Raw genomic sequence first — 25,232 nt, 5'->3', positions numbered from 1 at the left:
CGCTGAACACTGGTGACCACTTCCACCCGGTTAGGTCTTATTGATGACATAGTCATATCCATAGTCTTATTCCTAGTTGTTAGTTTAAGGAATACCGATGGGACTGTCATTCAGGGGGCTAACTCACATTTATATGAATCGTTTTGGTGCAAGTATTGTTAAAAACTTGACAATTGAATGACAAGGGAATACCCCATAAGTTTTTCAAGATGTGACGTTCAGAATAGGTCAATGATTGGAGAATCCAATGCGATCAACGACCAAGAAGCGTACTCCACTAAGTGCTTCTAATGCCAAGAGGCTGGAGGAGTTGTGTGTCTGGATTACTGAAAACTTTGATCAAACTCTAGGCTTTACGCAGCTTACAAAAAAGAGTGGGTTTTCTAAAGAGCAACTAATCGAACTGTTTCAACTGTACAAACAAGTTACGCCAATGGCCTTCATCAGGCAAGTCAGGCTACAACGCAAAAATAATCTGGCAAGCAATTTACAGCCTGAGCTCTTCGAACATCTCAAAATTTAGTCAACGACAATGATCGTGTGATTTAAGAATCTTCTATGATTTTTACAAAGGGCTAATGAGATTTATAAAAAAATTCTGACCTTCGACGGAACGCTTGAAAGTCAGCAGGCGCCCGGGTCGAGGGGCCACATTAAAGAACCCCTTTGTATTTGTGTATCAGGGGTTGATATTTGAGCTAGGATATCAAGTCACCTTGCAACATCATAGTAACGCCTCTAACGATGGCCGCTGCGTCAACACCAAAATAATCACGCAATGCAGCGCGAGTATCGCTTCGCCCGAATCCATCGGTTCCTAAGGTTTTATATGTTCGGCCTTCAGGCACAAAAGCTCTCACAGATTCGGTCACAGCGCAAACATAGTCTGATGCGGCCAATATGGGTCCTTTGCGTTTAGAGAGTAAGTTTGTCAGGTAGGAGACTTTCTGAGTATTTTGATCGCTGCATGCCCGACCATCACGGGCCAACTCGCTCCAGCTTGTCACGCTAATCACCTCAACATCTATACCTTGTGCAAGCAAAGACTTGGCTGCGTTCAAAACTTCTAACAAAATGGCACCAGATCCCATCAAAGTTACAAAATGTTTTGGTTTTGCATTTTCAGGTTTGAAGTTAGCAAAATGATACGCACCACGCAGCACGCCACTGACATTTTCCAGTGAGATATCTGGATTCGAATAGTTCTCGTTCATCAAGGTGACGTAATAAAACACGTCCATCTGTTGCTCTACCATTTCGCGCATTCCTGCGTCCAAAATGATTGCCAGCTCTCCTGCAAAAGCAGGGTCATACGCTTTGCAGTTGGGAATGGTTGCAGCAACCAAATGACTGCTGCCATCTTGGTGCTGCAATCCTTCGCCACCCAATGTGGTCCTGCCTGAGGTTGCGCCCAACAAAAAGCCTCTGGCTCTTTGATCAGCAGCAGCCCAAATGGCATCTCCCACTCTTTGGAAGCCAAACATGGAGTAATAAATATAAAACGGCAACATGGCAAAACCATGAACGCTGTAGCTGGTTGCAGCGGCTGTCCAACTTGCAAGCGCACCAGCTTCGCTGATGCCCTCCTCTAAAATTTGCCCATCCAATGCTTCTCGGTAACTCAACACAGAGCCTATATCTTCTGGCGCATAACGCTGCCCAACACTGCTGTAGATTCCCACTTGCTTAAACAGATTGGCCATGCCAAAAGTACGCGCCTCATCGGCCACGATGGGAACCAAGCGTTTGCCCAAGACAGGGTCTTTCAACAAGTTAGCCATCATGCGTACAAAGGCCATGGTGGTACTCATCTCTTTGCCATCGGCCGCAATCGCAAACTGGGCGTATGTCTCTAATGCGGGAATAGGCAAAATTGCGCAATGAGTTTCGCGCTTTGGTAGGCTGCCACCCAGATCTTGGCGATGCTTTAACAAGTAGGCCATCTCAGCACTATTTGGCTCAGGTTTGTAAAACGCCAAACTCTTTGCTTGCTCATCTGTGAGCGGCAAATTGAATCTGTTGCGGTACTCAATCAATTCTTGTTCATCAAATTTCTTATGGCTGTGCGTTGTCATCTTTCCTTGACCAGCGCTGCCCATGCCAAAGCCTTTTTTGGTGTGCGCCAAGATCACAACTGGCTGCCCTTGATGCTCAAGCGCGGCAGCGTAAGCGGAATAAATTTTTACGACATCATGTCCACCGCGCTTTAAACGATCGATTTGCTCGTCGGTCATTCCCTCTGCCAAGCGTTTCAAGTCTTCGTTTTGTCCAAAAAAACTTTCGCGGTTGTAACGCCCATTTTTTGCAGCAAATGTTTGCATTTGTCCGTCAACAGTTTGTGCAAATGCTTTCAATAAAGCGCCCGTGGTATCACGCGCAAACAAACCATCCCAGTCACTACCCCACACCAACTTAATAACCTTCCAGCCTGCGCCTGAAAATAATTTTTCCAGTTCATCGATGATTCTTCCATTTCCTCGCACTGGGCCATCTAAGCGCTGCAAATTACAGTTCACCACCCACACCAAGTTGTCTAGTCTCTCGCGTGCAGCCAAGGTCAGTGCACTCATACTTTCAGGTTCATCCATCTCACCATCACCGAAGACGCCCCACACCTTGCGGCCTTCGCATTGCAATAAATTTCGGTGCGTCAGATAGCGCATGAAGCGAGCGTGGTAGATTGAACTGATTGGCCCCAGCCCCATAGACCCCGTCGGAAACTGCCAAAAATCGGGCATCAACCAAGGATGCGGGTAACTCGACAGTCCACGCGCACCAACTTTTTCCGCATTGATTTCTTGACGGTAGTGCAATAAATCCTCTTCCGTTAAACGCCCTTCCAGAAACGCCCGCGCGTAAACGCCCGGCGCACTGTGAGGCTGAAAAAAAACCAAGTCGCCGCCATGTTCTGGGGTGCGCGCATGGAAGAAATGGTGAAAACCAGTTTCAAACAAATCTGCCACGCTCGCATAGCTTGCAATGTGCCCACCTAATTCACCGTAGGCTTGATTTGCGCGGACAACCATGGCCAATGCGTTCCAACGCATGATGGACGTTAAGCGCTCTTCAATTTGGATGTCTCCAAGAAACTCCGGTTGATCCTCAACAGAGATAGAGTTTGCGTAGGGCGTGTTGAGATCAGGCTGCCAACCTGTCCTATGCTGACGCGCAAGAACAGCCAAACTGTTCAAAATTTGGTTGACACGTTCTGGCCCCTCATTGGCAAGCAAAGACAAAAAGGCGTCTTTCCACTCCGAGGTTTCTTCTGGGTTTGCGTCTTGGGCTAATTGGGTCGGTTCTACTGGTTCGTTCATATTTAGAACTTTAATTATCAGATCACAAAATTAGATCCAGCTTTGCGCTCAAAAAGCTACGTTACAAAACGGCGCTGCCTTTGGGCTTGAGCTGACAGTCAAATAACTAAAAGTTGCAACATGCTTGATCATTCAATCTCGTAGGGCGTCGAATAAGCAGAGAGAATTTTTTCTGCATCGCTTCTGTCAGTTGGTGATGCATTTTTTAGGTGAACTGTCATGGCCAGGCCACTGCCACCCGTGTTCACAATATCCAAGCTCCAGTCACAGGCCAAAGCTTTTAAAGCACTTTCAAATTCGCGCTTGGCTGCGTCCATTTGAAGGACATGCTTAATGGGTTTGCCAACGGACGTGAGAGGCAGTTTATCGAGAATCACGATCTCTTTGGGGACAGCAGGCCGCTCTGGAATACGCTCAGTTGCAAATGCAAGCAATTCGTCTGGACTGACTTTCGCACCCGGATGCAACTCCACGTAAGCAATCGGCAATTCACCCGCATGGGTATCCGGTTTGCCTACAGCTGCAGCAATTGCCACCGATGGCGACTGCATGAGTGCTTCTTCAATTAATCCAGGTTCAATGTTGTGACCCCCACGAATAATCAAATCTTTTTGTCTTCCACTGATTCGCAAATATCCGTCGGAGTCCATACTTCCAAGGTCCCCCGTAACAAAAAAACCATCGTCTAAAAACGCACCTTTGTTTTGCGATGCATCCAAGTAGCCCCCCGCCACACCTGGGCCACCTACCAATAACATGCCGATTTCGTCAACGGCGCATTCCCGCTCAATTTCACCGCCCTCTTTCATTTTGACAATGCGAATTTTCATGTACGGAACACGAATACCCGAACAACGTGTACGCACTTCACCATCACGTGGATCAAGCGTGACATGGCTGGTGTTTTCAGTTAAGCCATAACTTTGCATCACTTGCGCACCCGTGATTTGCGTCAGACGCTCTTGAATTGCGGGAGCCATTGCGGTGGAACCTGTTGCAAAGTAAGGGCGCAATGAGCTGATGTTTTCTGTGGTGGGCGGATTTTTGGCAAGAACAGACAAGGTAGTGGGCACACCGGATACTTGTGTGATGCCAAAGCGTTCGATATAACGCCAATAGTTGGCCATGTATGTTTTGTCTCGAGCACCAAAAATACTTGGAATGACCGCCGTATTGGCGTTTGCCGTACTCACCAGGCCACGCACGAGCAAGCCACCAATGTGAAATAGCGGTGTATCCGATAGAACAACATCGTGGCGCGTGAATGCCAAGCCATTGTTGGCCGCCCATTGGCGATACACCATGCCACCGTGCAAGATTTTGACAATTTTAGGATGCCCAGTTGTACCGCCAGAATGCACATAGCAAGCCACGGTGTTGCGGTTTGCAGTGGGTCGATCAAAGGTCAATCGATCGCCCGCATGTTTTTCAGCTTGCGTCAATAAGTCATGTGCCGCTGGTGGGCTAAAAGCCTCATGCAAGGTCAACACTTGAGGCGGCTTTTCTAAGCCTTGAATAGCCGCATTCACATTTTCCCAAATTGAAAATCCGGGTGTTGGTCCTAATGCAATGACCAATTTAACTTCGGCGCGCTGCATCAAGTCACTTAGTGCATGCGCATCCAACATCCAATTGATGGGAAACAAACGCACCGCAAGCAAGCCACCAATCATGGTTGCAAACAAGCCAGGAACAGTGGGCGTAATGACTGCAACGACATCATCGGCACCGAGTCCACTTGCACGCAATAAATTGCCACACTGGATAGAGCGTCTCTCGAGCTCTGCAAATGTCCAGGTTTTAACTTCACCATCGATATTGCCGTTGTGTGTAATGTGCAATGCAATGCGGTTGGGGTCATCACGGCAACCATCCAACAAATTCAATGCAAAGTCCCATCGCTTGACGCGCTCTTCTAGGGGAATTTGTTCGATGGCTTCAACATCCGCCATATTGCGAAACGGGTCATAGTGTTCTTTGATAACACCCGAACTGAAAAGATTTGAATTCATAAAGTCTCAACCAATGCCAAGGTACGTTCTGCCAATCGCACGTTGGCGTAATCAACCATCATGCCCTCGTATTTCACAGCGCCGACACCACGCGCCTCACCTTCACGAAAAGCTGCAATCAAGCCACGTGCGTATTCAATTTCTTCTGCACTGGGCGAAAAAACCTCGTGCATCACATCCACTTGAGTAGGATGAATTGCCATCTTGCCCACAAATCCCAATTCACGCGCAATCAAACATTCTTCTCGCAACAACTGGGTGTCTTTCAAATTCATGAACACGCCATCGACAATCCACTCAACACCCGCTGCGCGTGAATCCACCACCAATTTGCTGCGGGGATAAGTCAAAGCCAAATTGCGTGGCGTCCAGCGTCCACCCAAGTCCACCATAAAGTCACCTTGTTCGGCACTGGCCAATGCCATGCCACTCACTCGTTTTGAAGACTTTGCAATATCAAATGAATTGCGCAAACCCAAACAAGTTTCAATCATAGGGAGGATCGACAAACTACCAAGGGCCACACCGGCTTTGATTTCAATTTCCTGCAAGGCTTTGGAAACAGTTTCAATATCTTGCGCATCGTCTGCTTTAGGCAATGCAACACCCGCCACATTGACCAAAGATTGGTTATGGAGGACACCCAAGTCGGCCAGGTAGTCTCCAGCACGTGGATTGCTGATTCGCAAATACATGGGCTTTTTTAAACCCAATGCCAACACCTGTTGAACATTTTGTCTGGCTTCAGCTTTTGCATTCAATGGCACTGAATCTTCCAAGTCAAAAATCATCGCATCTGCTGCGCCGAGCTGTGCTTTTGTTAGCAATTCAATTCGACTTCCTGGCGCAAACAACAAAGTTCGATGCATTTTTTTTACTGGGGATGTCATGATTTACTTACCCTTCCAAACGGCTGGACGTTTTTCTAAAAATGCCTGCGGGCCTTCTTTTGAATCTTCGGTTGTATAAAGAAAAGCCGCCATGTCTTGCTCTAATCTCAGACCATCAGCAAGCGCCAAATCTGCGCCTCGATGAATTGCTGCTTTGGCCGAGCGCACAGCCACAGGTGCATTGGCAGCCATCATCTCTGCCCACTTCAAAGCTTGCTCAATCAATTCGTTTTGGGGCACCACGTATTGAACCAATCCAATCGATAAGGCTTCGCTGGCTGAAACGGTACGCCCTGTCAAAATCATGTCCAAAGCGCGCGCAGTACCAATGCGTCGAGATAAACGTTGAGTACCGCCATTGCCTGGTATCAAGCCTCGCTTAACTTCACCAAAGGCAAAACTCGATTGATCGGCAGCAAACGCAAAATCGCACAGCAAGGTCAATTCAACACCACCACCAATCGCAAGGCCATTGACTGCAGCAATGATGGGTTTATCGAATGCGGCAATGCCTTCGCCTTGCTCCCAACGATAGCGTTTCATTTCTGCAATGGGAATATTTGCATTCATTGCAGAAAACTCACGCAAATCCATGCCTGCTGAAAATGCTTTCTCACCCGCGCCTGTCAAGATCACAGCGCCAACTTGCGAGTCACGTCTGAGATCATCCAATGCTGTGCGCAATTCGCTGCGCATTTTCATGTTGATGGCATTCATGGCTTCGGGGCGATTGAGTGTCAAGATGGCGACTCGTCCGCGAAGTTCTTGCTTGATTGTTTCAAAAGTTGGAATGTTCATTTCAGTCATGTTTTTTTAATTAAATGTAGAATAACTCAAACACGCTCGTCTCCGTGTAGCGTGTCTCACACCACTCACTATGAACTTCGGAAATACTAGCGATCAGGAGCTGATGCTCCAATCTGTTCAAACACTGCTTGGTGATGTTTGCACCATGGAGTACGCGGCCAAGTGCGATCTTAACCATACACCACCTCGAGAAGCCTTTGATGCCATGGCCAAAAACGGCTGGCTGGGGCTCATTGCCCCCGAGTCTTTTGGAGGTGCCGCTGGTTCCCCCACCGACTTGGCCTTGCTGCTTGAAGAGACAGGCCATCATTTTGAAGAGCTCGGACTGTGGCTGTTCCGAAATTTCACATATGGCTGCTATGCGGTGCTCAAGCACGGCACCGAAGAACAAAAGCAACGCATCGTGCCGCGCACCGCCAAGGGTGAGCTTTCTTTTGCATTTGCGTTGTCCGAACCCGACTCTGGCTCTGACGCTGCAGCGCTCAGAACCCGCGCAGTGGCCGATGGCGATGGTTTCATCATCAATGGTCGCAAACAGTGGACATCGGGAATGGATATTTCCGACTATGTGTTGCTGGCCCTTCGCACCAATGACTTGGGCAAAAAACAATTAGGCATAAGTACTTTTTTGGTCGACACCAAACTACCTGGCATCGAAGTACGCAAGATACCCACATTGGGTCAACACGCCATTGGAACCACTGAAGTTACGTTTACCGACGTGCGAGTGTCCAACACAGCGCTGCTGGGTCAACTCGATCACGGCTGGGCTGTTTGCGAAGACACTTTGCGTTATGAACGCCTTTGCTTGTCTGCGGTGCGCATTGGTGCAGCCAGACGCGCATTCGAATACGCGCTAGATTACGCCAAAACACGGCACCAATTTGGCAAGCCCATTAGCAGCTTTCAAGTTACGCAACACAAGTTTGCCGACATGAAAGTGATGTTAGATACTTCATTCACCATGATCCGACGCTATGCATGGCTCATGGAAAATGGCAAAGCAGAACGCGCCGATACAGCCGTTATCAAATACTACATTGGTGAGTCATACAAAACCATTGCAGACATGTGTTTGCAAATATTGGGTGGCTATGGGTACAGCATGGAATACCCGATGCAACGTTTCTTCAGAGACTCGCGCCTTGCAACAATAGGTGGCGGCACTTCAGAAATTCAGAAAAACATCATTGCATCGACTTTGGGGATTTAATCGATGCTGATGCCTGCTGCTTTAGAAACTTCATTCCATTTTTTAAAGTCAGCTGAAATCATCTGACCAAATTCTTCGCTCGAATTGGGTTTGGCGTCGCCACCCATTTTTCGCATCGCGGTCACATACTCGGGCATTTTTAAAATTTCGTTGAACGCACTTTCGAGTCGCTTTACCATGGCAGGTGGTGTTCCTGCTGGCACTGCGGCACCCGTCCAGTTGCGCAAAACAATGTCAGGGTAACCCACTTCAATAAAGGTAGGGACATTGGGCAAATCGAGTGCGCGTGTAATTCCGGTCACGGCCAATGCTTTGAGTTTTCCCTCTCGAATTTGAGCAATCGATGCAGACAAATCGGTCATGGCAAACTGAACTTGTCCACTCAAAACCGCCATGCTCATTTCTGCACCACTGCGATAGGGAACATGAACCATGTTGAGCTGCGCTTTACTTTGTAGCAATTCACCCAACAGGTGAGCAGAATTACCGATGCCTGCAGAGCCGTAAGAAATTTTTCCTGGATTGGCACGTGCGTAGGTCACGAATTCTTGAACTGTATTGGCTGGAAATGATGTGCCTGTCACCATCACAGAGCAAATGTCAGACGTTTGAACAATTGGAGCAAACGATTTGACTGGATCGTAGCCAGGATTTTTCATCGTTGCGGGGGCAATGGCATAAGTGGAAACATTTCCAATCAGAATGGTCCTACCATCGGCTGGAGAGTTAGCAACAAAACGTGCGCCAATGGCACTGCCCGCACCTGGTTTGTTTTCAACGATCACTGTTTGTTTGAGTATCGTTTGCAATTGTGTTGAAACCAATCGTGCAACCACGTCAGTGGGACCACCAGGACCATAGGGAATGATCAACTTAATGACACCTGGCGTTTGCGCCATCAACAAAGTGGGACTTAACGCAAAAGCGCCAACTGCGCCAATAAACTGTCGCTTTGAAAGTGCATTGGAATTGAATGTTTGCTTCACAGATGTCTCCTAGTTTATTTTTAATTAGTATAGACACCATTGCAATAAAAAGTAAAGCCTTTGACGATATGAAGAACCCATAGCCTTTATCGAATTGAGAACAAAACATGGCCTCTTCAGTTACAGTCGCACCCATGAGCTCTATGAACACCACCACCGGCCTTCTTCAAGCTATCGACGACGGTTTGTTAACCATCACCATTGATCGGCCACATGCTGCCAATGCCATAGATTCAAGCGTTGCACAAGGCTTGGCATACTTGATTCAAAAGGCGCAACAAGAATCATCAATTCATGCAGTATTGTTAACAGGAACAGGAAGCCGTGCTTTTTGTGCAGGTCGCGATACCAAAGTACCTGCAGGGGAAGACCCCGTCCAACTGGATATGCAACGTCGCAAAGAACTCTGGACTTACACAGACGCCTTACTCACATTCGACAAGCCCTTGGTTGTTGCGGCCAACGCAAGCGCCATTGGTGCAGGTTTTATGTTGTGCTTGCATGCAGATCAGGTTTTATCTGTTCCCAATGCAGTCTTTTCATTGCCAGAAATTAATATTGGCATATCGTCATGGTTGGGCCACTGTTTGGTTGCCGAAATAGCAGGCAATGCACTGGCCAACGACATGTCAATTACTGGGCGAAAAGTAGATGCCAACGAAGCATTGTCCAAAGGCTTGATTCATACCATTGCTCCTGCACTAACATTGCACACTGAAGCGGTAGCGAGAGCTCGTACGCTGATTGAAAAACCTCGCCCTACATTTCGGGATATCAAGCAATGGATTTTGAAGAGACGACAACAATCGGTTGAGATTGCACGTCAGCGTCATCAACTCAATAATCAGGCTTGATTACAATCATTTTTTAATTTGGTTCAAAATTGATCATTCCAACCGATTTAGCTTCTTTCCTTGAATTGCTGCGCCTGCACGGTGACGAGGCCTACGGGCTCATCTTCGCTTTCGCTGCGTCGCACAGCCTGCTGCTAACTCTCTTTGCCGGTTATGCCTCCAGTACAGGAGCCCTCAACCTTGGCACTCTTGTTCTAGTGGTATGGGCCGGCAGTTTTTTGGGAGATACGATCCGCTTCGGAATAGGACGCTATTTCGGTACGCGATGGCTTTCACCTTTTCCAAGGCTTCAACGCAGTATCGATATTGTTGTGCGATTGGTAGATCGATTCTACGTATGGCTAATTCTGTTGCATCGCTATCCGCACGGAATTCGCGGTGTTGCTGGATTTGCTTACGGAATGTCACGTCTGCCTTGGCCTACATTTCTCGCGTTCAATTTCGTTGCATCTGGACTTTGGGCTGGTGCCATTCTTTCAGCTGGTCATGCGTTTGGTCAAATTTCGGAGAAGCTGTTAAATGATGCTTTCTCTGGCATTGGTGTTGTCATGCTAATTGTTTTCCTCGCGCTGTCTTGGGTGTTAAGTAAGAAACTCGAGCGTGTTGCAGAGCAAAGTTGAACTTCTGCATGGGTGGCTATCACAACATCAGAAAAGTTGCTTTAACAGTTCAATGCCCAGTTATAACCAATCGCCAAGATCGCCATAGTCCCGTGTCTCCGGTTTGGCCATCTTTGACTTGAAGTTGCCATCCCTGCAGCTCACCAGTCACCACATTTTGAAGTGAGGCATTCAGGTTCTCTCCCATATGTCGAACACTGTGAAAGGTCCATCCTTTGGACAAGTCGCCACAAGGCGGTGGCGAATTGGTAGGACATGAGTGTGGTTTGGCTAGGAGGCTGCGTTTGCCAGAAGGTGACACCAGAACTACCTCAAGATCGGCACCATAATCATGGTCAACCATGAGTGTTACTTGTACAGACTCCACAATTTTGATGTCGCAACCCTCTAAGCGATTAGAAACGGTTACCGCAGGCGCAGGACGATCGGCAATAGGCAAATCAAGCTTTAGCGTTCCGCTGTCGCAGCGCCGTTCTGTAGGTAAACCAATAAAGTTTCTAGCTGCTGAAACTGCGTCTGCAGCATGTACTCGCCCAAAACCCACCCTTGGATAAAAACCATGCGCATTCATGGCGGATGGCTCTGCCAGTTCTGTTCCAAGATCGGCTGGACGTGCTGTACGCGCAAGCAACCATCGAACATCGCGCCAACTCAGTTTCGGGTTGGCCTGCAGCATCAGCGCTACCACACCAGACACCATTGGAGCTGCGGCCGAAGAGCCGCCTGTAAATTCGGCATAGTCGGCACTTTCGGGCAGATTGCCGGTAGCCAAACCACGCGGTCCAGCAATGTCGGTGGTCCATATGTTTGTGCCTGGATCGGAGCGCCGCCAAAAACTCATAGAAGGCGCACTGACTAAGACGTTGGCACCGGGTTCGGCATATGACGATGGACGACCGCGGTGGTCTACCGCCCCCACGGCTAAAACACCTGGGTGGTTGACATACCCATCGCGGTTCGTGTCTTCGTTGAGACCGCCATTGCCTGCACCAAATACGATTACCGTGCCTCTGCCACGCCGCCCTTGTTCAAGCGCTACCGTCATGGCTTCGCGCCAAGCAGGGTCACTGCTTTGATAGCTCCATGCCTGGCCGCTTTTCGAGTCAAGAGCGCCCCAACTATTGCTAACGATATCAGCACCAAGGTCTACAGCCGAACGCATGGGGCCCGCTACCAAGCCAGTAGAAACTCCATCGTAGGCTAGAAACTTTGATTCTGGTGCTACGCCACGTCCGCCTATGCTGTTGTTGGCGCTGGCAACCGCTATACCGACCACAGCCGTTCCATGAGCATCGTCCCATTGGCCCGCTTTGTCATTGTAAATTGCACCTGCTGGCGCAAAAGGTGGAGAAGGATCTGGGGTAGGCAAGGTGCCATTGAGGGTGTACAAATTTGCGACCAAGTCGGGGTGACTCAATTGCACCGCACCATCGATAAAAGCAATTAACACCCCACGACCCGTTTCCTTAACGCCTTGCAAGCCCAAATCCATGCCAGCCAGGCCGCCACTTTGCCCGGTATTGAATAAGTGCCATTGGCGATCAAGTAAGGGGTCGGGGCCTGGCGTCAAAATAGGCACTGCGGGTGCATTCAGCAAAGCTTTTGAACCCTCGCCACCGCCGCATCCCGCCAGCAGCCAAGTCAACAACAAACAACTCATTGCAGTTCTCATAAGCTCAAGCTTTCACACGTTACACATGTCGTTCATTTGGTAGAGAGTTTAAAAAAAATGCGTGCGTTTTTCATGACACTGGTCGCTTGCTGACGCTCTCGGACATTTTCAACCTGGTGAAAAAGCAATGTGCTTAAAACTGAAAACTACGAACCTGCAACCGAAAAGTCTGCAAAAATACCATTTAGTTTATAAGGTTCTGAAATCACCATCACCACCATGGGTGGCGTCATGGTCGATAAAGCCAAAGTAACAGCCACTGACAACGTGGCCGACAACGGTATGATCCATGGCATTGACACCGTGATCATCCCCAAGTAATTGCCCGGATACTGGAGCCAAATGTTGAACCTTCAAAGTCAAAAATTTTGGCTTCAGTCTCGCCCAAGCTCAATGAAAATTTTCACTTTTCTATGTCTACTGCTAATCACGCTTAATGGACATACCATGACCGCTCAAACAGATGAGAATAATACTCAGCTGTCTAATGCTGTGAACAGTCAAATTTTGCTGAGCTCAATAGCGTCATCAGTACAAATTACAAGCCGCGCTGTTGAAAACGCATCGTCTGCTCGAACTCTTGGAAAAGTCCGCCAAGGCTCTGGCGTTGTGATTGGATCAGACGGTCTAATTTTGACAATTGGTTATCTCGTTTTAGAAACCGAACAAATAGAAATTCGCACGCATCAACAAAAAACTTATCCTGCTCAAGTTGTGGCCTATGACCAAGCGACAGGATTTGGTCTAATTAAATCACTGGTACCTTTACAAGGAGTTGAGCCAGTCAAATTGGGGAAACTCAATGATCAAAAAATCGACAGTTCGCTCTTGGTCGTTTCCTCAGGAAATTTAGCCTTTACGAGTCCTACAAAACTAATCGATGTCCGTTCCTTTACTGGTTATTGGGAATATCACCTTGACAGCGCTATCTACACAAGTCCACCCGTAGTCAATCACTCTGGTGCTGGTCTCTTCAATGCGAAAGGTGAATTGATAGGAATCGGAAGTCTTTTTATGCAAGATGTTATGCCAGCAGGCAATCCGTTCGGTTTGGCTGGAAACATGTTTGTACCGGTTGAATTGTTAGAGCCTATTTTGAACAACATGTTGCAAAACGGCATGGGGCCAAATAGCCAAAGAGCTTGGCTAGGTATCAATGCCGTGGAAAGACAGGGAAGAATTCAAATTGTCCGTGTTACCCCCGAAAGCCCAGCTCAACTGGCAGGTGTTGTACCTGGTCAGTGGTTGCTCGGGCTCAATGGAAAACCTTTAGAGAGTTTGTCTGCTTTTTACAAACAACTGTGGGCAATTCCCATTAATTCAGAACCTGCGAAGCTTACTATTTTTGATGGAAAAGAAATTTATCAAATTCCTGTACCCGTCGTAGATCGCTCAGCAAACATAAAAAAGCCGGCAGGTATATAACAATGATTAATTGAACCAGTATATCTATGGAGTGATCATGACAATTTGATCTGCATTGACCTGCACCTGCAACTCGACCAATTCACTTCCATACCATCATGGTTTTTTAGATTTGTACTGCTTGATGCTGTCTTTTAAATCTTGAAGCTCTTCGCATCCAAATCTACATGCTTTTTCCAAGCGGGCAAGCATTTTCTCAGCACCGGCCAGATCATTTTTGAGCAGCAGCAATTCACCGTAATATTCCAATGCACCCCTGTGATTCGCATCCAGATTCAAAGCAGTCACGTAGAATTTTTCAGCTTCACTCAAATTAGGCGCTGCTTTTTTTCTGAGGCTATAGCCCATTAAATTGTTCCAGTCGGCTGATTTTTTTTGATCTGCTTCGTTCAGTAACTCAATGGCCTTTTCATAATTGCCAGCCTTGATGGCATTTCTGGCTGGTTGCAGTATTTCTGTAGCCGATTTAGTTGCAGGCATCGATGGCGCTGTGTCTGCCGACCAAGCCTGAAAAGATAGAAAAAGTAGAGATGCGATAAGTTTATTTTTCAAAATAACCCCTTAGATGCCGAGCAAGCCAGAAAAGATTAAATTCTAAGTTGATCATTCAAATCTTGCACTAAGAAAACAAATGAGCTTTGCCGCTTTGCTGTTTTAATCAAATCCATGTCCCCTCTTCATCCAAACTACACAACGCCTACCAATGTAAATTCATTGCTTAAGAGCCGCGGCTTTTGTGTTTTAAATGCTTCAGGTGTTACGCAATGGCTCAATTGCTCAACTGCAGACTTGGCGTCTTTATCGCCTTCTTGGAATAACTTACCCCATGACAATTACTTGAAAGATGGCGGGCACTATCGCCGACGCCGTCACAGCAGTTTTGTTGTTCAAAATGGTCATTGCGAGCAAGTGCCTCATCGAGCACATTGGCAGCCTCTCGACTACAACGCTCTGCATGGCGGCATGGAGCGATGGTTCGAGCCCATTCTCGACACCACAATCATGCAATCAGCTTGGTCAAAAATCATAAGGAAACTGGCAACGACCGCCGATGAGTTGTACGAGAACAATGTCAAGAAATGGTGTATTGAAGCACATCAATTTCGCATTGATACAACAGATGGCATTGGTAGGCCCACACCAGAGGGAGCACATCGTGATGGTGTCGATTGGGTTGCTGTGTTCATGGTCAATCGACAAGGCATCAAGGGCGGAGAAACACGGGTCTTTGAAGCCGACGGTCCCCTTGGCGAAAGATTCACACTGTCTGAACCTTGGTCCTTGTTGCTGCTTAACGATGCACGCATGATTCACGAAAGTACACCTATTCAACCCTTGGCCGAATCAGGGTACAGGGACACTCTTGTTGTGACCTTGCGTGAAAATTATTTCCAAACTCCAATGGACTAAAGTTTTATTAAACATAGGCGACAAAGAATTGAAAGCTGTACATAAAAACCCTTGGTTCAAAAAAGACTTAGCCGCTTATTATTAAATCCTATAGCTTTGATAAATCAAAAAAAGTTATGTCGATTGGTATAAAACTCAAGGGGCAGTCAATGATCTTTTATCGCATTCAACCTGTACGCAAATTTTTACTAGCTCTGTTCATTTTGGCTAGCGCTACAACATCAATATCGGCGTACTCACAAGCTGCCTATCCAAATCGTCCTATCAAAATGATTTCCCCGTTTCCTCCCGGAGGCGCAAGTGACACTCTGGCTCGATTGGTTGCAAGCAAGTTAGGTGAAGGCTTGGGTCAAACAGTGACGGTAGACAATCGCGCCGGAGCCAGTGGCAATATTGGTCATGAAGCGGCAGCAAAGTCGCAACCCGATGGTTACACGCTGTTGCTCTCCAACAGCAGTTCTGTTGTAACAAACCCGCATTTATTTAAAAAACTACCATTTGATCCTCTGAACGACTTTGCGCCAATCTCTATGGTTGCGTCAGCAGGTCAAGTGCTTGTGGTTCATCCATCGGTACCGGCTACAACAGTTGCTGAGCTAACAGCTTTAGCCAAGGCCAATCCAAACAAGCTCAATTTTGGTTCTGGTGGTAAGGGCATTCAATCACACATCAGTGGCGAGATGTACAAAAGCGCTGTTGGCGTAGACATCGTTCACATACCCTACAAAGGCACTGTCCAAGCCGTCTCAGACCTGCTGGCCGGACAGATACAAATGGTATTTTCCGACATGGCGCCTGCATTGCCACATATCAAATCTGGAAAGCTCCGTGCTATTGCAGTCACCAGTTCGCAGCGCTCAGCAGTTCTTCCTGATGTACCCACAATCAGTGAATCTGGTTTGCCTGGATTTAGTTCTGGCGTATGGTGGTCTGTTCTTGGACCTAAGGGAACACCGGTTGAAATTGTCAATCGTATCAACTCTGAAATAGGAAAGATGATGCAGTCAGCCGATGTGCGCGATGCTTACGCTAAGCTTGGAATCACACCACAACACAGCACACCTGGCAAAGTGCTTGAGAATATTCGCGCTGAGTCGCCAGTGATGGCAAAGATCTTAAAAGCAGCTGGGGTTGAGGCTGAGTAAACTACAGTTCTGTCTTTTTTCATACTCAAGAATTTTTTATGTCGCGCAAAGTCATCATTACCTGCGCCGTCACCGGCGCCATTCATACGCCAAGCATGTCGCCACATTTGCCCGTGACTGCAAAAGAAATTGCTGACGCCGCATTGGGAGCCGCCAAAGCTGGCGCAGCAATTGTTCATTTGCATGCGCGCAACCCAGTAGACGGCAGTCCTTCGCAAGACCCAGAGTTGTTTGTGCCATTCTTGAAAGAAATCAAAGAAAAAAGCAATGTGGTGATCAACCTCACCACAGGCGGCGCACCAACCATGACCATTGCTGACCGCTTGCGCCCTGCTCACCACTTCAAGCCAGAAGTTGCCTCCTTGAACATGGGCTCTATGAACTTTGGCCTGTACGACATGCTCAAGCGCTTCAAAACATTCAATCACGAATGGGAAGTACCTTACCTTGCCAACAGTGACGATCGTGTGTTTAAAAATACCTTCAAAGACATCGCTCACATCTTGCAATCGTGCAGCGATAACCAAACGCGCTTTGAAATTGAGTGCTACGACATTGGTTATCTTTATACGGCTGCGCACTTTATTGACAGGGGCTTGATCAAAGCCCCGTTCTTGATTCAATCGGTCTTTGGTATTTTGGGTGGCATTGGCCCGCACCCTGAGGATGTGCTGCACATGAAACGCACAGCTGATCGCTTGTTTGGCAATGCTTATGTATGGTCAGTTCTGGGGGCTGGACGCAACCAAATACCTATCGCTACTCAGTCTGCCGCCATGGGCGGCAATGTGCGGGTTGGCCTGGAAGACTCCTTGTGGGATGGCCCCGGCAAATTGGCCGAGTCCAATGCAGACCAAGTAACACGCATACGCAACATCATCGAAGGCCTTTCACTGGAAGTGGCAACGCCAGATGAAGCTCGTCAAATTTTGCAGCTCAAGGGTCACCAGAACGTTAACTTCTGATGAAAGCACTGAATCAATCGTAGGTCAGTGCCCCGCGCCCCAACAATTTTTCATCCAAAATAGATTCAAAAATACTTTCTATTTCGGTAAAGTGTGTTCGCATACCAATGACTGGTTTGACCACACCCCTGGCCATCACCTCGAGCGTTTCAATCAACTCCGTTCGGGTTGAGTGCCTAGATCCTGTGATCGTTTTCTCAGACAATATGAGATGTCGAGTTGGCACCTGAATACTGCCCTTGCCAACTCCAATGACAACTGCTCGCCCCGATGTGGAGAGGCTATCGTAGGCAACCTGAAAAGTTTCGGCGTGTCCAACATAATCGATGGCGGCATCTACACCACGGCCATCTGTGAGTCTTTTGACAGCCGCAACCAGATCGGCTTCTTTCTTCACATTGATCACTTCATCCGCGCCCCACTCACTGGCCAAAGCCAATTTTTCATCAGACACATCCATGGCGATCACACGAGCTCCAAAGGCTTTGGCAACCTGTACGCCGTGAATGCCCACACCTCCGCCAGCGCCGATCAGTAACACATGGTCATGGGGATTGACACGCGCACGCTCTTTCATGCAATGCCAGTTTGTATTGACTGCATCGGTGGCCATAGCGGCTGCTTCGTAACTCAGGCCCGATGGAATGTGCAAAAAATTCTCGACAGGCAAGCTGACATACTCTGCAAAACCACCATCGCGATGCACACCAACATGGCCTTTGAAAGCTTCGCACAATGTTTCACGGCCACCTCGGCAATACCTGCAACGCCCGCATGTCAAGTAAAAATAAACGGCACAACGGTCGCCAACTTTGAGTTCTGTGACATCAGAGCCGACCTCCACAATGTCTCCGGCCAACTCATGTCCCATGATTCGGGGGACTTCACCACCAAAACTGCCAGTGCGCATGTTGAGCAAAGTTAGCCCTACACCTGCAGCCCTTACTTTCATCACAGCCTCACGTGAGCTTGGCTTTGGATCGGGTCGGGACATCAAAACCGATTTCTCACCCCATTTGGGAACAACCATGGCCTTCATTCACGTCTCCTAGATATAAATAGATAGTTCATGACACACAGCCGACTCAACATCAAATGGTAATTGGCCAAAGTGGGCTTGCCAATCTAATGATTTACCCTGATATCAGAACTAAGATTTTTTACAAAACATTTTTTTATATTCATGATTTTTTTAAAATTAATCAATTTAACTACATATATAAAAGGAACAAACTATAGCCTTTGTAACACGCAGGTAATTCATTTTTATCAACAATCAACGACTTCCACGACATCTTTCGGAGACTTCAATGATTCCACCGCGTTTCGAATACCACGTCCCCAAAACCGTGGGTGAGGCTGTAGCCTTACTCGGGCAGTTGGGCTCTGAAGCCAAGTTACTCGCGGGCGGACACAGTTTGTTGCCCATGATGAAGCTGCGTTTTGCGCAGCCTGAGCACCTGATTGACATCAACCGCATTCCTGAACTGCGTGGAATTCGCGAAGAAGGCAACACCGTGGTCATTGGCGCCATGACGGTCGAAAACGACCTGATCAAATCCCCCATTTTGCAGGCCAAAGTGCCTTTGCTGTGCGAAGCGGCCAAGCTGATTGCAGACCCTCAAGTTCGCAACCGCGGCACCATTGGTGGCGACATTGCTCACGGCGACCCAGGCAACGATCATCCAGCGCTGTCGATTGCCATTGATGCTTCTTTTGTGCTGGAAGGCCCTCAAGGTCGCCGCACTGTTGCAGCCGATGGTTTTTTCCTTGGCACTTACATGACTCAGCTTCAAGAAAATGAAGTCATGTGCGAAATCCGTGTGCCAGCATTTGCCAACGGCACGGGTTCAGCTTACGAAAAACTCAAACGCAAAACCGGAGATTGGGCCACGGCAGGTTGTGCTGTTGTCATTCGCAAAAATGGCGATCAAGTCAGCCATGTTCGCATTGCCTTAACCAATGTCGCACCCACAGCCTTGCGTGCTGAGGCTGCTGAAGCAGCCTTGCTAAACAAGCCATTTAACGCCGCCAACGTGCAAGCTGCAGTAGCAGCAGCCATTGCCATTTGCGACCCTGCAGAAGATCTGCGCGGTGATATCGAATACAAAACTGCAATGGCCGGTGAAATGGTCAAACGCGCTCTCAACAAAGCATGGGCGCAGTGCGCTTAATCAAAGGAAATAAAATGTCTAAAAAACTCATCACCGTTTCCGTCAATGGCAAGAAGGAAGAAAAAGCCGTTGAACCACGCACCTTGCTGATTCACTTTTTGCGTGAAGAGCTCAACCTCACAGGCGCCCACATTGGTTGCGAAACCAGCCACTGCGGTGTATGCACCGTGGACGTCGATGGCCAATCGGTCAAATCATGCACCCACTTGGCTGTACAGTGCGACGGCTCTGAAGTACTCACAGTAGAAGGCTTGGCCAACAAGGGCGTGCTCCATGCCGTTCAAGAAGGTTTCTACAAAGAGCATGGCCTGCAATGCGGTTTTTGCACCCCCGGCATGCTCATGCGCGCTTACCGCTTCCTGCATGAGAACCCCAACCCGACTGAAGACGAAATTCGCCACGGCATGAGTGGCAACCTGTGCCGTTGCACGGGCTACCAAAACATCATCAAAGCCGTGCAGTACGCAGCCAAAAAACTGCAAGAGCCCGTTGCGGCTTGATACAAAAAACAATTGATCGGAGATACACATGAACGCACCGGTACAAACTGCAGAAGCCCGCGAAATCGCGTTGGCTGGTATGGGCGCATCGCGCCTTCGCAAAGAGGATGCTCGCTTCATTCAAGGCAAGGGCAACTATGTCGATGACATCAAGATGCCTGGCATGTTGCACATGGACATCGTGCGCTCGCCCATTGCACACGGACGCATTGTCAAAATTAACAAAGAAGCCGCACTGGCCATTCCTGGTGTCCACGCAGTCTTAACTGCCGACGACCTCAAACCTCTCAAACTCCATTGGATGCCCACCCTTGCGGGCGACGTGGCTGCCGTGCTGGCAGACGAAAAAGTTCACTTCCAAATGCAAGAAGTGGCCATCGTCATTGCCGACGATCGCTACATTGCAGCCGATGCAGTGGAAGCGGTAGAAGTTGAGTACGAAGAACTGCCCGTCGTGATGGACCCCTACGCAGCGCTGCTTCCAGATGCTCCAGTGATCCGTGACGATCTGGCTGGCAAGACCGAAGGTGCGCATGGTAAGCGCGATCATCACAATCACATCTTCACTTGGGATGCAGGTGATAAATCGGCTGCAGATGCCGCCTTTGCCAATGCTGAAGTCACTGTGTCTCAACACATGTACTACCCACGCGTGCACCCCTGCCCTTTGGAAACTTGTGGCTGTGTGGCGTCGTTCGACCCCATCAAAGGCGACCTCACCACATTCATCACATCACAAGCACCTCATGTGGTGCGCACCGTGGTGTCAATGCTATCCGGCATTCCAGAATCCAAAGTGCGCATCGTTAGCCCCGACATTGGCGGCGGATTTGGCAACAAAGTTGGCATCTATCCTGGCTATGTGTGCGCCATCGTTTCTTCCATCGTGTTGGGTCGCCCCGTGAAGTGGGTTGAAGACCGCATCGAAAACATTTCCTCCACTGCCTTTGCCCGCGACTATCACATGGATGGAGAATTGGCAGCCACTGCCGACGGAAAAATCACTGGATTGCGCGTCAATGTGGTGGCCGATCATGGCGCATTTGACGCTTGTGCCGACCCCACCAAGTTTCCTGCTGGCATGTTCCACATCGTTTCTGGCAGCTACGACATTCCTGCTGCACACGCCAGTGTCAAAGGCGTTTACACCAACAAGTCGCCCGGTGGTGTGGCATACCGCTGCTCATTCCGTGTCACAGAAGCGGTGTACCTCATTGAGCGCATGGTCGACGTGCTGGCACAAAAACTGGGCATGGACAAGGCAGAAATTCGCGCTAAAAACTTCGTCAAAAAAGAACAGTTCCCCTACACCAGCGCCTTTGGTTTCGAATTCGACTCGGGCGATTACCACACAGCCCTCGACAAGGTGCTAGAGGCGGTGGACTACAAAGGTCTGCGTGCCGAGCAAGCCGCCAAACGGGCAGACCCCAACAGCCCCACACTGATGGGCATTGGTTTGGTCACCTTCACAGAAGTGGTGGGTGCCGGCCCTTCCAAGATGTGCGACATTTTGGGCGTTGGCATGTTTGACTCCTGCGAAATTCGCATTCACCCCACAGGCAGTGCTATTGCTCGCATGGGCACCATCACGCAAGGTCAAGGTCACCAAACAACCTACGCTCAAATCATTGCAACTGAATTGGGAATTCCCTCTGAAGTGATTCAAGTTGAAGAAGGCGACACTTCCACTGCGCCATACGGCTTGGGCACTTACGGCTCACGTTCAACGCCTGTGGCTGGCGCTGCAATTGCTTTGGCGGCACGCAAGATTCACGCGAAGGCCCGCAAAATTGCGGCACACATGCTTGAAGTCAATGAGAACGACCTTGACTGGGAAGTCGATCGTTTCAAGGTCAAGGGCGATGACAGCAAATTTAAAACCATGACCGAAGTGGCGTGGCAGGCTTATCACCAGCCACCTGCTGGCTTAGAGCCCGGCTTGGAAGCGGTGCACTATTACGACCCACCCAACTTCACTTTCCCCTTCGGCATTTACCTTTGCGTGGTAGACATTGATCGCGCAACGGGCGAAACAAAAATTCGCCGCTTCTACGCACTCGATGACTGCGGCACTCGAATCAATCCGATGATCATTGAAGGTCAAATCCATGGTGGTTTGACTGAAGGTTTTGCCGTGGCCATGGGCCAACAAATGCCTTACGATGCACAGGGCAACCTGTTGGGCAACACGCTAATGGACTACTTCTTGCCAACTTTCGTAGAAACACCCCACTGGGAAACCGACCACACCGTCACGCCCTCACCTCATCACCCCTTGGGTGCCAAAGGCGTGGCCGAGTCACCTCACGTTGGCTCTATTCCCACTTTCACTTCTGCGGTGGTTGATGCCTTCTCACACTTGGGCGTCACTCACTTAGACATGCCACACAATGCTTTCCGCACGTGGAAAGCATTGCGCGAGCACGGTGCATCTTTGTAATTGGGATATCCATGGAAGTCAAACTCGACAAACAATACCCGCTCGATGTCGACAGTGCACGAGCGTGGGCTTTGCTCACCGACCTAAAGGCGGTGGCCAGTTGCATGCCTGGTGCTGAAATCACTGAGCAACTCTCTGAGACCTCCTACAAAGGCGCCGTCAAGGTCAAAGTGGGCCCAGCTGTGGCCCAGTTCGGTGGCACGGTGGATGTGATAGAGGCCGTGGCCAGCGAGCGAAAGATGGTTTTGCGTGGCAAGGGCGCCGACAAGGGCGGCTCCTCTGCATCAATGGACCTCACCGCGGTAATCACTGTCGACCCTGCCAACCCTGCGCATTGCGTGCTCAATGGCCAAGCTGCGGTCATTGTCAACGGCAAGTTCGCTCAGTTTGGTGGACGCATGATGGTGCAAGTGTCGGACATGCTCTTGGCCCAGTTTGTTGAGAACTTCCGACAGACCGCCTTGACACTGCCCACAGCAGGTGGCACCGTTGAAGGCTCTGCCATTCAAGCCGATGCGGCACCTCTTTCTGCATCTGGTTCTACCCCTGCCGCTGCGCCTGTTGTGGCCCGTGAAATCAATGGACTCGCCATTTTCTGGGCCTTGGTCAAGGGATGGTTCAGCGGCTTGTTCGGCAAAAAGGCCTGAGCATGAAAACGCCCGGCCCGGCCGAGCTGCCTGCATCGCAAGAGCGCTTGTTGCGCGAACGACTGCAAGTTTCTGGATATTTGGCCGACGAAGACCTGTCCACCACCGTGTGGCTAGCCTCTGCATTGCAGCGTCCTTTGTTGATTGAAGGCGATGCAGGGGTGGGTAAAACCGCTCTGGCCACCGCTTTGGCACAGTCGCAAAACGCGCCATTGGTCAGGCTGCAGTGCTTTGAAGGCTTGGATCTCGCGCAAGCCGCGTATGAATGGAACTATGGTCGGCAGTTAATGGCCATACGCTTGAATGAGTCGGCGCCAAATGGTACCGGCCGCGTCCAAGAGGCAGACGTGTTTAGCCGAGAATATTTGCTCGAACGCCCGCTGCTTCGCGCCATCAGTCAAGCTGGCCCCTGCGTGTTGTTGATTGACGAAATTGACCGCGCCGATGAAGCCTTTGAAGCCTTCCTGCTTGAAGTGTTGGCGGAGTATCAAATCACGGTGCCAGAAATAGGCACCATTCGTGCAAGCCATATTCCGCAAGTCATTTTGACAAGCAATGGCACGCGTGAATTGTCTGATGCGCTGCGTCGCCGCTGCTTGTATCACTACCTTGACTACCCTAGCTTGGCGCGCGAAATTGCCATTGTCAAAGCCGCCCTGCCTCATGCCAACTCCCGTTTGGTAGAAGACGCAGTGCAGTTCGTGCAGCGCTTGCGCCGCGAAGACCTGTCCAAAATCCCTGGCATTGCCGAAACACTCGACTGGGTGCGTGCGCTGTTTCAAATGCAGCACAGCCATCTGCCCGAAGACATGGCCAGCGTGTTGGGAACTTTGGGGTGTTTGCTCAAAACTCGCGAAGATCGCTTTTCAATGAGTTCAGACCGCTTGCGTCAATTGGTCGAAGGCCGTCGCACCGTGGGCGTGGCCGAGAATAGCAATGAGCAGGCCAAGGTTGCTGTGTGAACACATCTGCGAAAGAACAGCAAGCCAGCTTGCCCTCCGAAAGATTGGCCAGTTTTGCGGCGCTGCTGCGAGACCATGGCTTGGTGGTGGGTGTCACTGAGCAACAATCGATGTTGCAAGCAGTTTTGTTCTTTGGCGCTTTGCAGGAAAAACCCATTCAAGCGGCTTGGCGTGCCATCGCATGCCATACACACCGCGAATGGAAGCTCTGGCCCGACTTGTATGAGCGCTTTTGGCATCCCGAAAAGTTAAAAGGGGGTGTCAAGGTGAGCGGCCAAACCAGACCCAGCCGCAACCTTCGACAAAGTGTGCAAGCCATGCACGAGCAAATGGACACAGCGTCACAACCAGGAAGTCAATCATCAGCACCCCAAACAGCAGGCGACATGCCAGCCGTGGGACTGGATGAAAATGATTCAGGCAGTCCTCGAGCGCAAGGTGGAGCCAGTCGAACCGAAGCCCTGCACCAACGCGATGGCCAAATGTGGATGCCGCAAGATCTTTCCGCTCTGCAAAATCTGGCTCGTCAAATTACGGCCAAGCTGCAAGCTCGCCCAACCCGGCGCTGGCGGGTGGCACCTCGCGGAAGTCGGCTTGATTTGCGTCAAACCCTGCGCCGCAGTGTGGCTTGGGGTGGTGAGTTGATGCAGCCGGCTTGGAAGGTAAAACGGGTCGAGCCGCCCAAACTTTTCATTTTGGCCGATGTGAGTCGATCCATGGAATCGCATGCTGCACTGTTTTTGCGTGTGGCGCGCGCATTTGCATTAGAAGCCGATGCCCGCGTGTTTGTATTTCACACACGGCTGGCCGAAGTCACACCCTATATGCACCGAGACACACCGGCCATACAAGAAAAAGTCAATGCAGTCACGGCAGGTTTTGGGGGTGGCACTCGCATTGCTGCCAGCTTGCAAGAATTTACCCGCCAGCATGCACGTGCTCAACTTAATCGAGGCGCACGCGTGTGGGTGTTTTCGGATGGCTTTGACACCGATGCCCCAGAATTGCTCACAATTGCGTTACAAGAAATTCGCGCCCGTGGCGCTCGCATCACTTGGTTCCACCCAACCAAACAAGTGCCATCTGCGAATGCCTTGCAGCTTTCGCGTGGCCATATTGAACGCTTTGTACCCATGGCCAGTTTGGCCGATTTAGCTGCCGCTCGTCATGTTCTACACTGACATTAGAAATTGAGG

22 protein-coding genes are annotated in these 25,232 nt (G+C 49.5%); 14 read left to right on the top strand and 8 right to left on the bottom strand.

Features of this window, described 5'->3' with window-relative positions; genetic code table 11:
* Positions 1–698: 698 nt before the first annotated feature.
* From aceE to B9Z32_RS13130, 4 genes are all read right to left on the bottom strand, one after another.
* Positions 699–3,314 (bottom strand): pyruvate dehydrogenase (acetyl-transferring), homodimeric type, encoded by a 2,616-nt coding sequence (aceE, locus tag B9Z32_RS13145; RefSeq protein ID WP_108421871.1) that lies wholly within the window; start codon positions 3,312–3,314, stop codon positions 699–701.
* Between the two features lie 128 nt (positions 3,315–3,442).
* Entirely contained in the window at positions 3,443–5,326 is a 1,884-nt protein-coding gene (locus tag B9Z32_RS13140; RefSeq protein ID WP_108421870.1) for an AMP-binding protein, read from the bottom strand.
* Positions 5,323–6,216 carry a CoA ester lyase gene (locus tag B9Z32_RS13135; protein WP_108421869.1) on the bottom strand — a complete coding sequence of 298 codons (894 nt, stop codon included), beginning with the start codon at positions 6,214–6,216 and terminating at the stop codon, positions 5,323–5,325. Before B9Z32_RS13135 ends, B9Z32_RS13140 begins: the two co-directional genes overlap by 4 nt.
* Before the next feature lie 3 nt (positions 6,217–6,219).
* Positions 6,220–7,014 (bottom strand): enoyl-CoA hydratase/isomerase family protein, encoded by a 795-nt coding sequence (locus tag B9Z32_RS13130; RefSeq protein ID WP_158268225.1) that lies wholly within the window; start codon positions 7,012–7,014, stop codon positions 6,220–6,222.
* Positions 7,015–7,093: 79 nt separating this feature from the next.
* Here B9Z32_RS13130 and B9Z32_RS13125 point away from each other — a divergent pair, with 79 nt between their 5' ends.
* A complete protein-coding gene (locus B9Z32_RS13125) occupies positions 7,094–8,236 on the top strand; it encodes an acyl-CoA dehydrogenase family protein (RefSeq protein ID WP_108421867.1) in 1,143 nt (380 codons plus the stop codon).
* Here B9Z32_RS13125 and B9Z32_RS13120 read toward each other — a convergent pair.
* Positions 8,233–9,222, bottom strand: coding sequence for a tripartite tricarboxylate transporter substrate binding protein (locus B9Z32_RS13120; protein ID WP_108421866.1), 990 nt, complete (start codon positions 9,220–9,222; stop codon positions 8,233–8,235). The genes B9Z32_RS13125 and B9Z32_RS13120 overlap by 4 nt on opposite strands.
* A 107-nt stretch (positions 9,223–9,329) precedes the next feature.
* Here B9Z32_RS13120 and B9Z32_RS13115 point away from each other — a divergent pair, with 107 nt between their 5' ends.
* Both B9Z32_RS13115 and B9Z32_RS13110 read left to right on the top strand, forming a co-directional pair.
* Positions 9,330–10,076 (top strand): enoyl-CoA hydratase/isomerase family protein, encoded by a 747-nt coding sequence (locus tag B9Z32_RS13115; RefSeq protein ID WP_108421865.1) that lies wholly within the window; start codon positions 9,330–9,332, stop codon positions 10,074–10,076.
* Positions 10,077–10,105: 29 nt separating this feature from the next.
* On the top strand, positions 10,106–10,696 hold the full coding sequence (locus B9Z32_RS13110; RefSeq protein WP_108421864.1) for a DedA family protein: 591 nt from the start codon (positions 10,106–10,108) through the stop codon (positions 10,694–10,696).
* A gap of 49 nt (positions 10,697–10,745) precedes the next feature.
* On the opposite strand, the gene B9Z32_RS13105 is transcribed toward B9Z32_RS13110, so the two are convergent.
* A complete protein-coding gene (locus B9Z32_RS13105; RefSeq protein ID WP_158268223.1) occupies positions 10,746–12,356 on the bottom strand; it encodes a S8 family serine peptidase in 1,611 nt (536 codons plus the stop codon).
* A gap of 216 nt (positions 12,357–12,572) precedes the next feature.
* Here B9Z32_RS13105 and B9Z32_RS13100 point away from each other — a divergent pair, with 216 nt between their 5' ends.
* Positions 12,573–12,689 (top strand): fasciclin domain-containing protein, encoded by a 117-nt coding sequence (locus B9Z32_RS13100; protein ID WP_369909964.1) that lies wholly within the window; start codon positions 12,573–12,575, stop codon positions 12,687–12,689.
* 126 nt (positions 12,690–12,815) lie between these two features.
* Positions 12,816–13,793: a S1C family serine protease gene (locus B9Z32_RS13095; protein ID WP_158268222.1), complete on the top strand. Its 978-nt coding sequence runs from the start codon at positions 12,816–12,818 to the stop codon at positions 13,791–13,793.
* A gap of 96 nt (positions 13,794–13,889) precedes the next feature.
* Here B9Z32_RS13095 and B9Z32_RS13090 read toward each other — a convergent pair whose 3' ends face one another.
* Positions 13,890–14,345, bottom strand: a complete 456-nt coding sequence (locus B9Z32_RS13090) for a hypothetical protein (protein WP_233248317.1) — start codon at positions 14,343–14,345, stop codon at positions 13,890–13,892.
* A gap of 114 nt (positions 14,346–14,459) precedes the next feature.
* Here B9Z32_RS13090 and B9Z32_RS13085 point away from each other — a divergent pair, with 114 nt between their 5' ends.
* From B9Z32_RS13085 to B9Z32_RS13075, 3 genes are all read left to right on the top strand, one after another.
* Positions 14,460–15,203 (top strand): 2OG-Fe dioxygenase family protein, encoded by a 744-nt coding sequence (locus B9Z32_RS13085; protein WP_108421859.1) that lies wholly within the window; start codon positions 14,460–14,462, stop codon positions 15,201–15,203.
* Positions 15,204–15,352: 149 nt separating this feature from the next.
* Positions 15,353–16,348: a tripartite tricarboxylate transporter substrate binding protein gene (locus B9Z32_RS13080; RefSeq protein ID WP_158268221.1), complete on the top strand. Its 996-nt coding sequence runs from the start codon at positions 15,353–15,355 to the stop codon at positions 16,346–16,348.
* Positions 16,349–16,386: 38 nt separating this feature from the next.
* The gene (locus B9Z32_RS13075; protein WP_108421857.1) at positions 16,387–17,313 is read left to right on the top strand and encodes a 3-keto-5-aminohexanoate cleavage protein; all 927 of its coding nucleotides are present in this window, start codon (positions 16,387–16,389) and stop codon (positions 17,311–17,313) included.
* Positions 17,314–17,326: 13 nt separating this feature from the next.
* Here the strand turns inward: B9Z32_RS13075 and B9Z32_RS13070 are convergent, their stop codons facing one another.
* Positions 17,327–18,352, bottom strand: coding sequence for an alcohol dehydrogenase catalytic domain-containing protein (locus B9Z32_RS13070; protein WP_108421856.1), 1,026 nt, complete (start codon positions 18,350–18,352; stop codon positions 17,327–17,329).
* Positions 18,353–18,623: 271 nt separating this feature from the next.
* Here B9Z32_RS13070 and B9Z32_RS13065 point away from each other — a divergent pair, with 271 nt between their 5' ends.
* The 6 genes from B9Z32_RS13065 to B9Z32_RS13040 are packed head-to-tail and all read left to right on the top strand — an operon-like array spanning position 18,624 to position 25,217.
* Positions 18,624–19,487 (top strand): xanthine dehydrogenase family protein subunit M, encoded by an 864-nt coding sequence (locus B9Z32_RS13065; protein ID WP_108421855.1) that lies wholly within the window; start codon positions 18,624–18,626, stop codon positions 19,485–19,487.
* Between the two features lie 14 nt (positions 19,488–19,501).
* Positions 19,502–19,987 carry a (2Fe-2S)-binding protein gene (locus tag B9Z32_RS13060; protein ID WP_108421907.1) on the top strand — a complete coding sequence of 162 codons (486 nt, stop codon included), beginning with the start codon at positions 19,502–19,504 and terminating at the stop codon, positions 19,985–19,987.
* 28 nt (positions 19,988–20,015) lie between these two features.
* On the top strand, positions 20,016–22,427 hold the full coding sequence (locus tag B9Z32_RS13055) for an aerobic carbon-monoxide dehydrogenase large subunit (protein ID WP_108421854.1): 2,412 nt from the start codon (positions 20,016–20,018) through the stop codon (positions 22,425–22,427).
* Between the two features lie 11 nt (positions 22,428–22,438).
* On the top strand, positions 22,439–23,074 hold the full coding sequence (locus B9Z32_RS13050) for a CoxG family protein (RefSeq protein ID WP_108421853.1): 636 nt from the start codon (positions 22,439–22,441) through the stop codon (positions 23,072–23,074).
* 2 nt (positions 23,075–23,076) lie between these two features.
* On the top strand, positions 23,077–24,036 hold the full coding sequence (locus B9Z32_RS13045; protein ID WP_108421852.1) for a MoxR family ATPase: 960 nt from the start codon (positions 23,077–23,079) through the stop codon (positions 24,034–24,036).
* Positions 24,033–25,217, top strand: a complete 1,185-nt coding sequence (locus tag B9Z32_RS13040; RefSeq protein WP_108421851.1) for a VWA domain-containing protein — start codon at positions 24,033–24,035, stop codon at positions 25,215–25,217. The genes B9Z32_RS13045 and B9Z32_RS13040 overlap by 4 nt, the downstream gene beginning before the upstream one ends.
* The last annotated feature ends 15 nt before the right edge of the window (positions 25,218–25,232 follow it).

This window comes from Limnohabitans sp. MMS-10A-178 (assembly GCF_003063375.1).
Classification (GTDB): domain Bacteria; phylum Pseudomonadota; class Gammaproteobacteria; order Burkholderiales; family Burkholderiaceae_C; genus Limnohabitans_A.
The sequence above is the reverse complement of the archived record's forward strand: the minus strand, read 5'-3'. Positions and strand labels throughout refer to the sequence as shown.

Excerpts from the sequence above, each read along its gene's own strand:
- aceE (WP_108421871.1), bottom strand. The coding sequence starts at position 3,314 with ATGAACGAACCAGTAGAACCGACCCAATTAGCCCAAGACGCAAACCCA.
- B9Z32_RS13140 (WP_108421870.1), bottom strand. The coding sequence starts at position 5,326 with ATGAATTCAAATCTTTTCAGTTCGGGTGTTATCAAAGAACACTATGAC.
- B9Z32_RS13135 (WP_108421869.1), bottom strand. The coding sequence starts at position 6,216 with ATGACATCCCCAGTAAAAAAAATGCATCGAACTTTGTTGTTTGCGCCA.
- B9Z32_RS13130 (WP_158268225.1), bottom strand. The coding sequence starts at position 7,014 with ATGAACATTCCAACTTTTGAAACAATCAAGCAAGAACTTCGCGGACGA.
- B9Z32_RS13125 (WP_108421867.1), top strand. The coding sequence starts at position 7,094 with ATGAACTTCGGAAATACTAGCGATCAGGAGCTGATGCTCCAATCTGTT.
- B9Z32_RS13115 (WP_108421865.1), top strand. The coding sequence starts at position 9,330 with ATGGCCTCTTCAGTTACAGTCGCACCCATGAGCTCTATGAACACCACC.
- B9Z32_RS13105 (WP_158268223.1), bottom strand. The coding sequence starts at position 12,356 with ATGAGTTGTTTGTTGTTGACTTGGCTGCTGGCGGGATGCGGCGGTGGC.
- B9Z32_RS13095 (WP_158268222.1), top strand. The coding sequence starts at position 12,816 with ATGACCGCTCAAACAGATGAGAATAATACTCAGCTGTCTAATGCTGTG.
- B9Z32_RS13085 (WP_108421859.1), top strand. The coding sequence starts at position 14,460 with ATGTCCCCTCTTCATCCAAACTACACAACGCCTACCAATGTAAATTCA.
- B9Z32_RS13080 (WP_158268221.1), top strand. The coding sequence starts at position 15,353 with ATGATCTTTTATCGCATTCAACCTGTACGCAAATTTTTACTAGCTCTG.
- B9Z32_RS13075 (WP_108421857.1), top strand. The coding sequence starts at position 16,387 with ATGTCGCGCAAAGTCATCATTACCTGCGCCGTCACCGGCGCCATTCAT.
- B9Z32_RS13070 (WP_108421856.1), bottom strand. The coding sequence starts at position 18,352 with ATGAAGGCCATGGTTGTTCCCAAATGGGGTGAGAAATCGGTTTTGATG.
- B9Z32_RS13065 (WP_108421855.1), top strand. The coding sequence starts at position 18,624 with ATGATTCCACCGCGTTTCGAATACCACGTCCCCAAAACCGTGGGTGAG.
- B9Z32_RS13060 (WP_108421907.1), top strand. The coding sequence starts at position 19,502 with ATGTCTAAAAAACTCATCACCGTTTCCGTCAATGGCAAGAAGGAAGAA.
- B9Z32_RS13055 (WP_108421854.1), top strand. The coding sequence starts at position 20,016 with ATGAACGCACCGGTACAAACTGCAGAAGCCCGCGAAATCGCGTTGGCT.
- B9Z32_RS13050 (WP_108421853.1), top strand. The coding sequence starts at position 22,439 with ATGGAAGTCAAACTCGACAAACAATACCCGCTCGATGTCGACAGTGCA.
- B9Z32_RS13045 (WP_108421852.1), top strand. The coding sequence starts at position 23,077 with ATGAAAACGCCCGGCCCGGCCGAGCTGCCTGCATCGCAAGAGCGCTTG.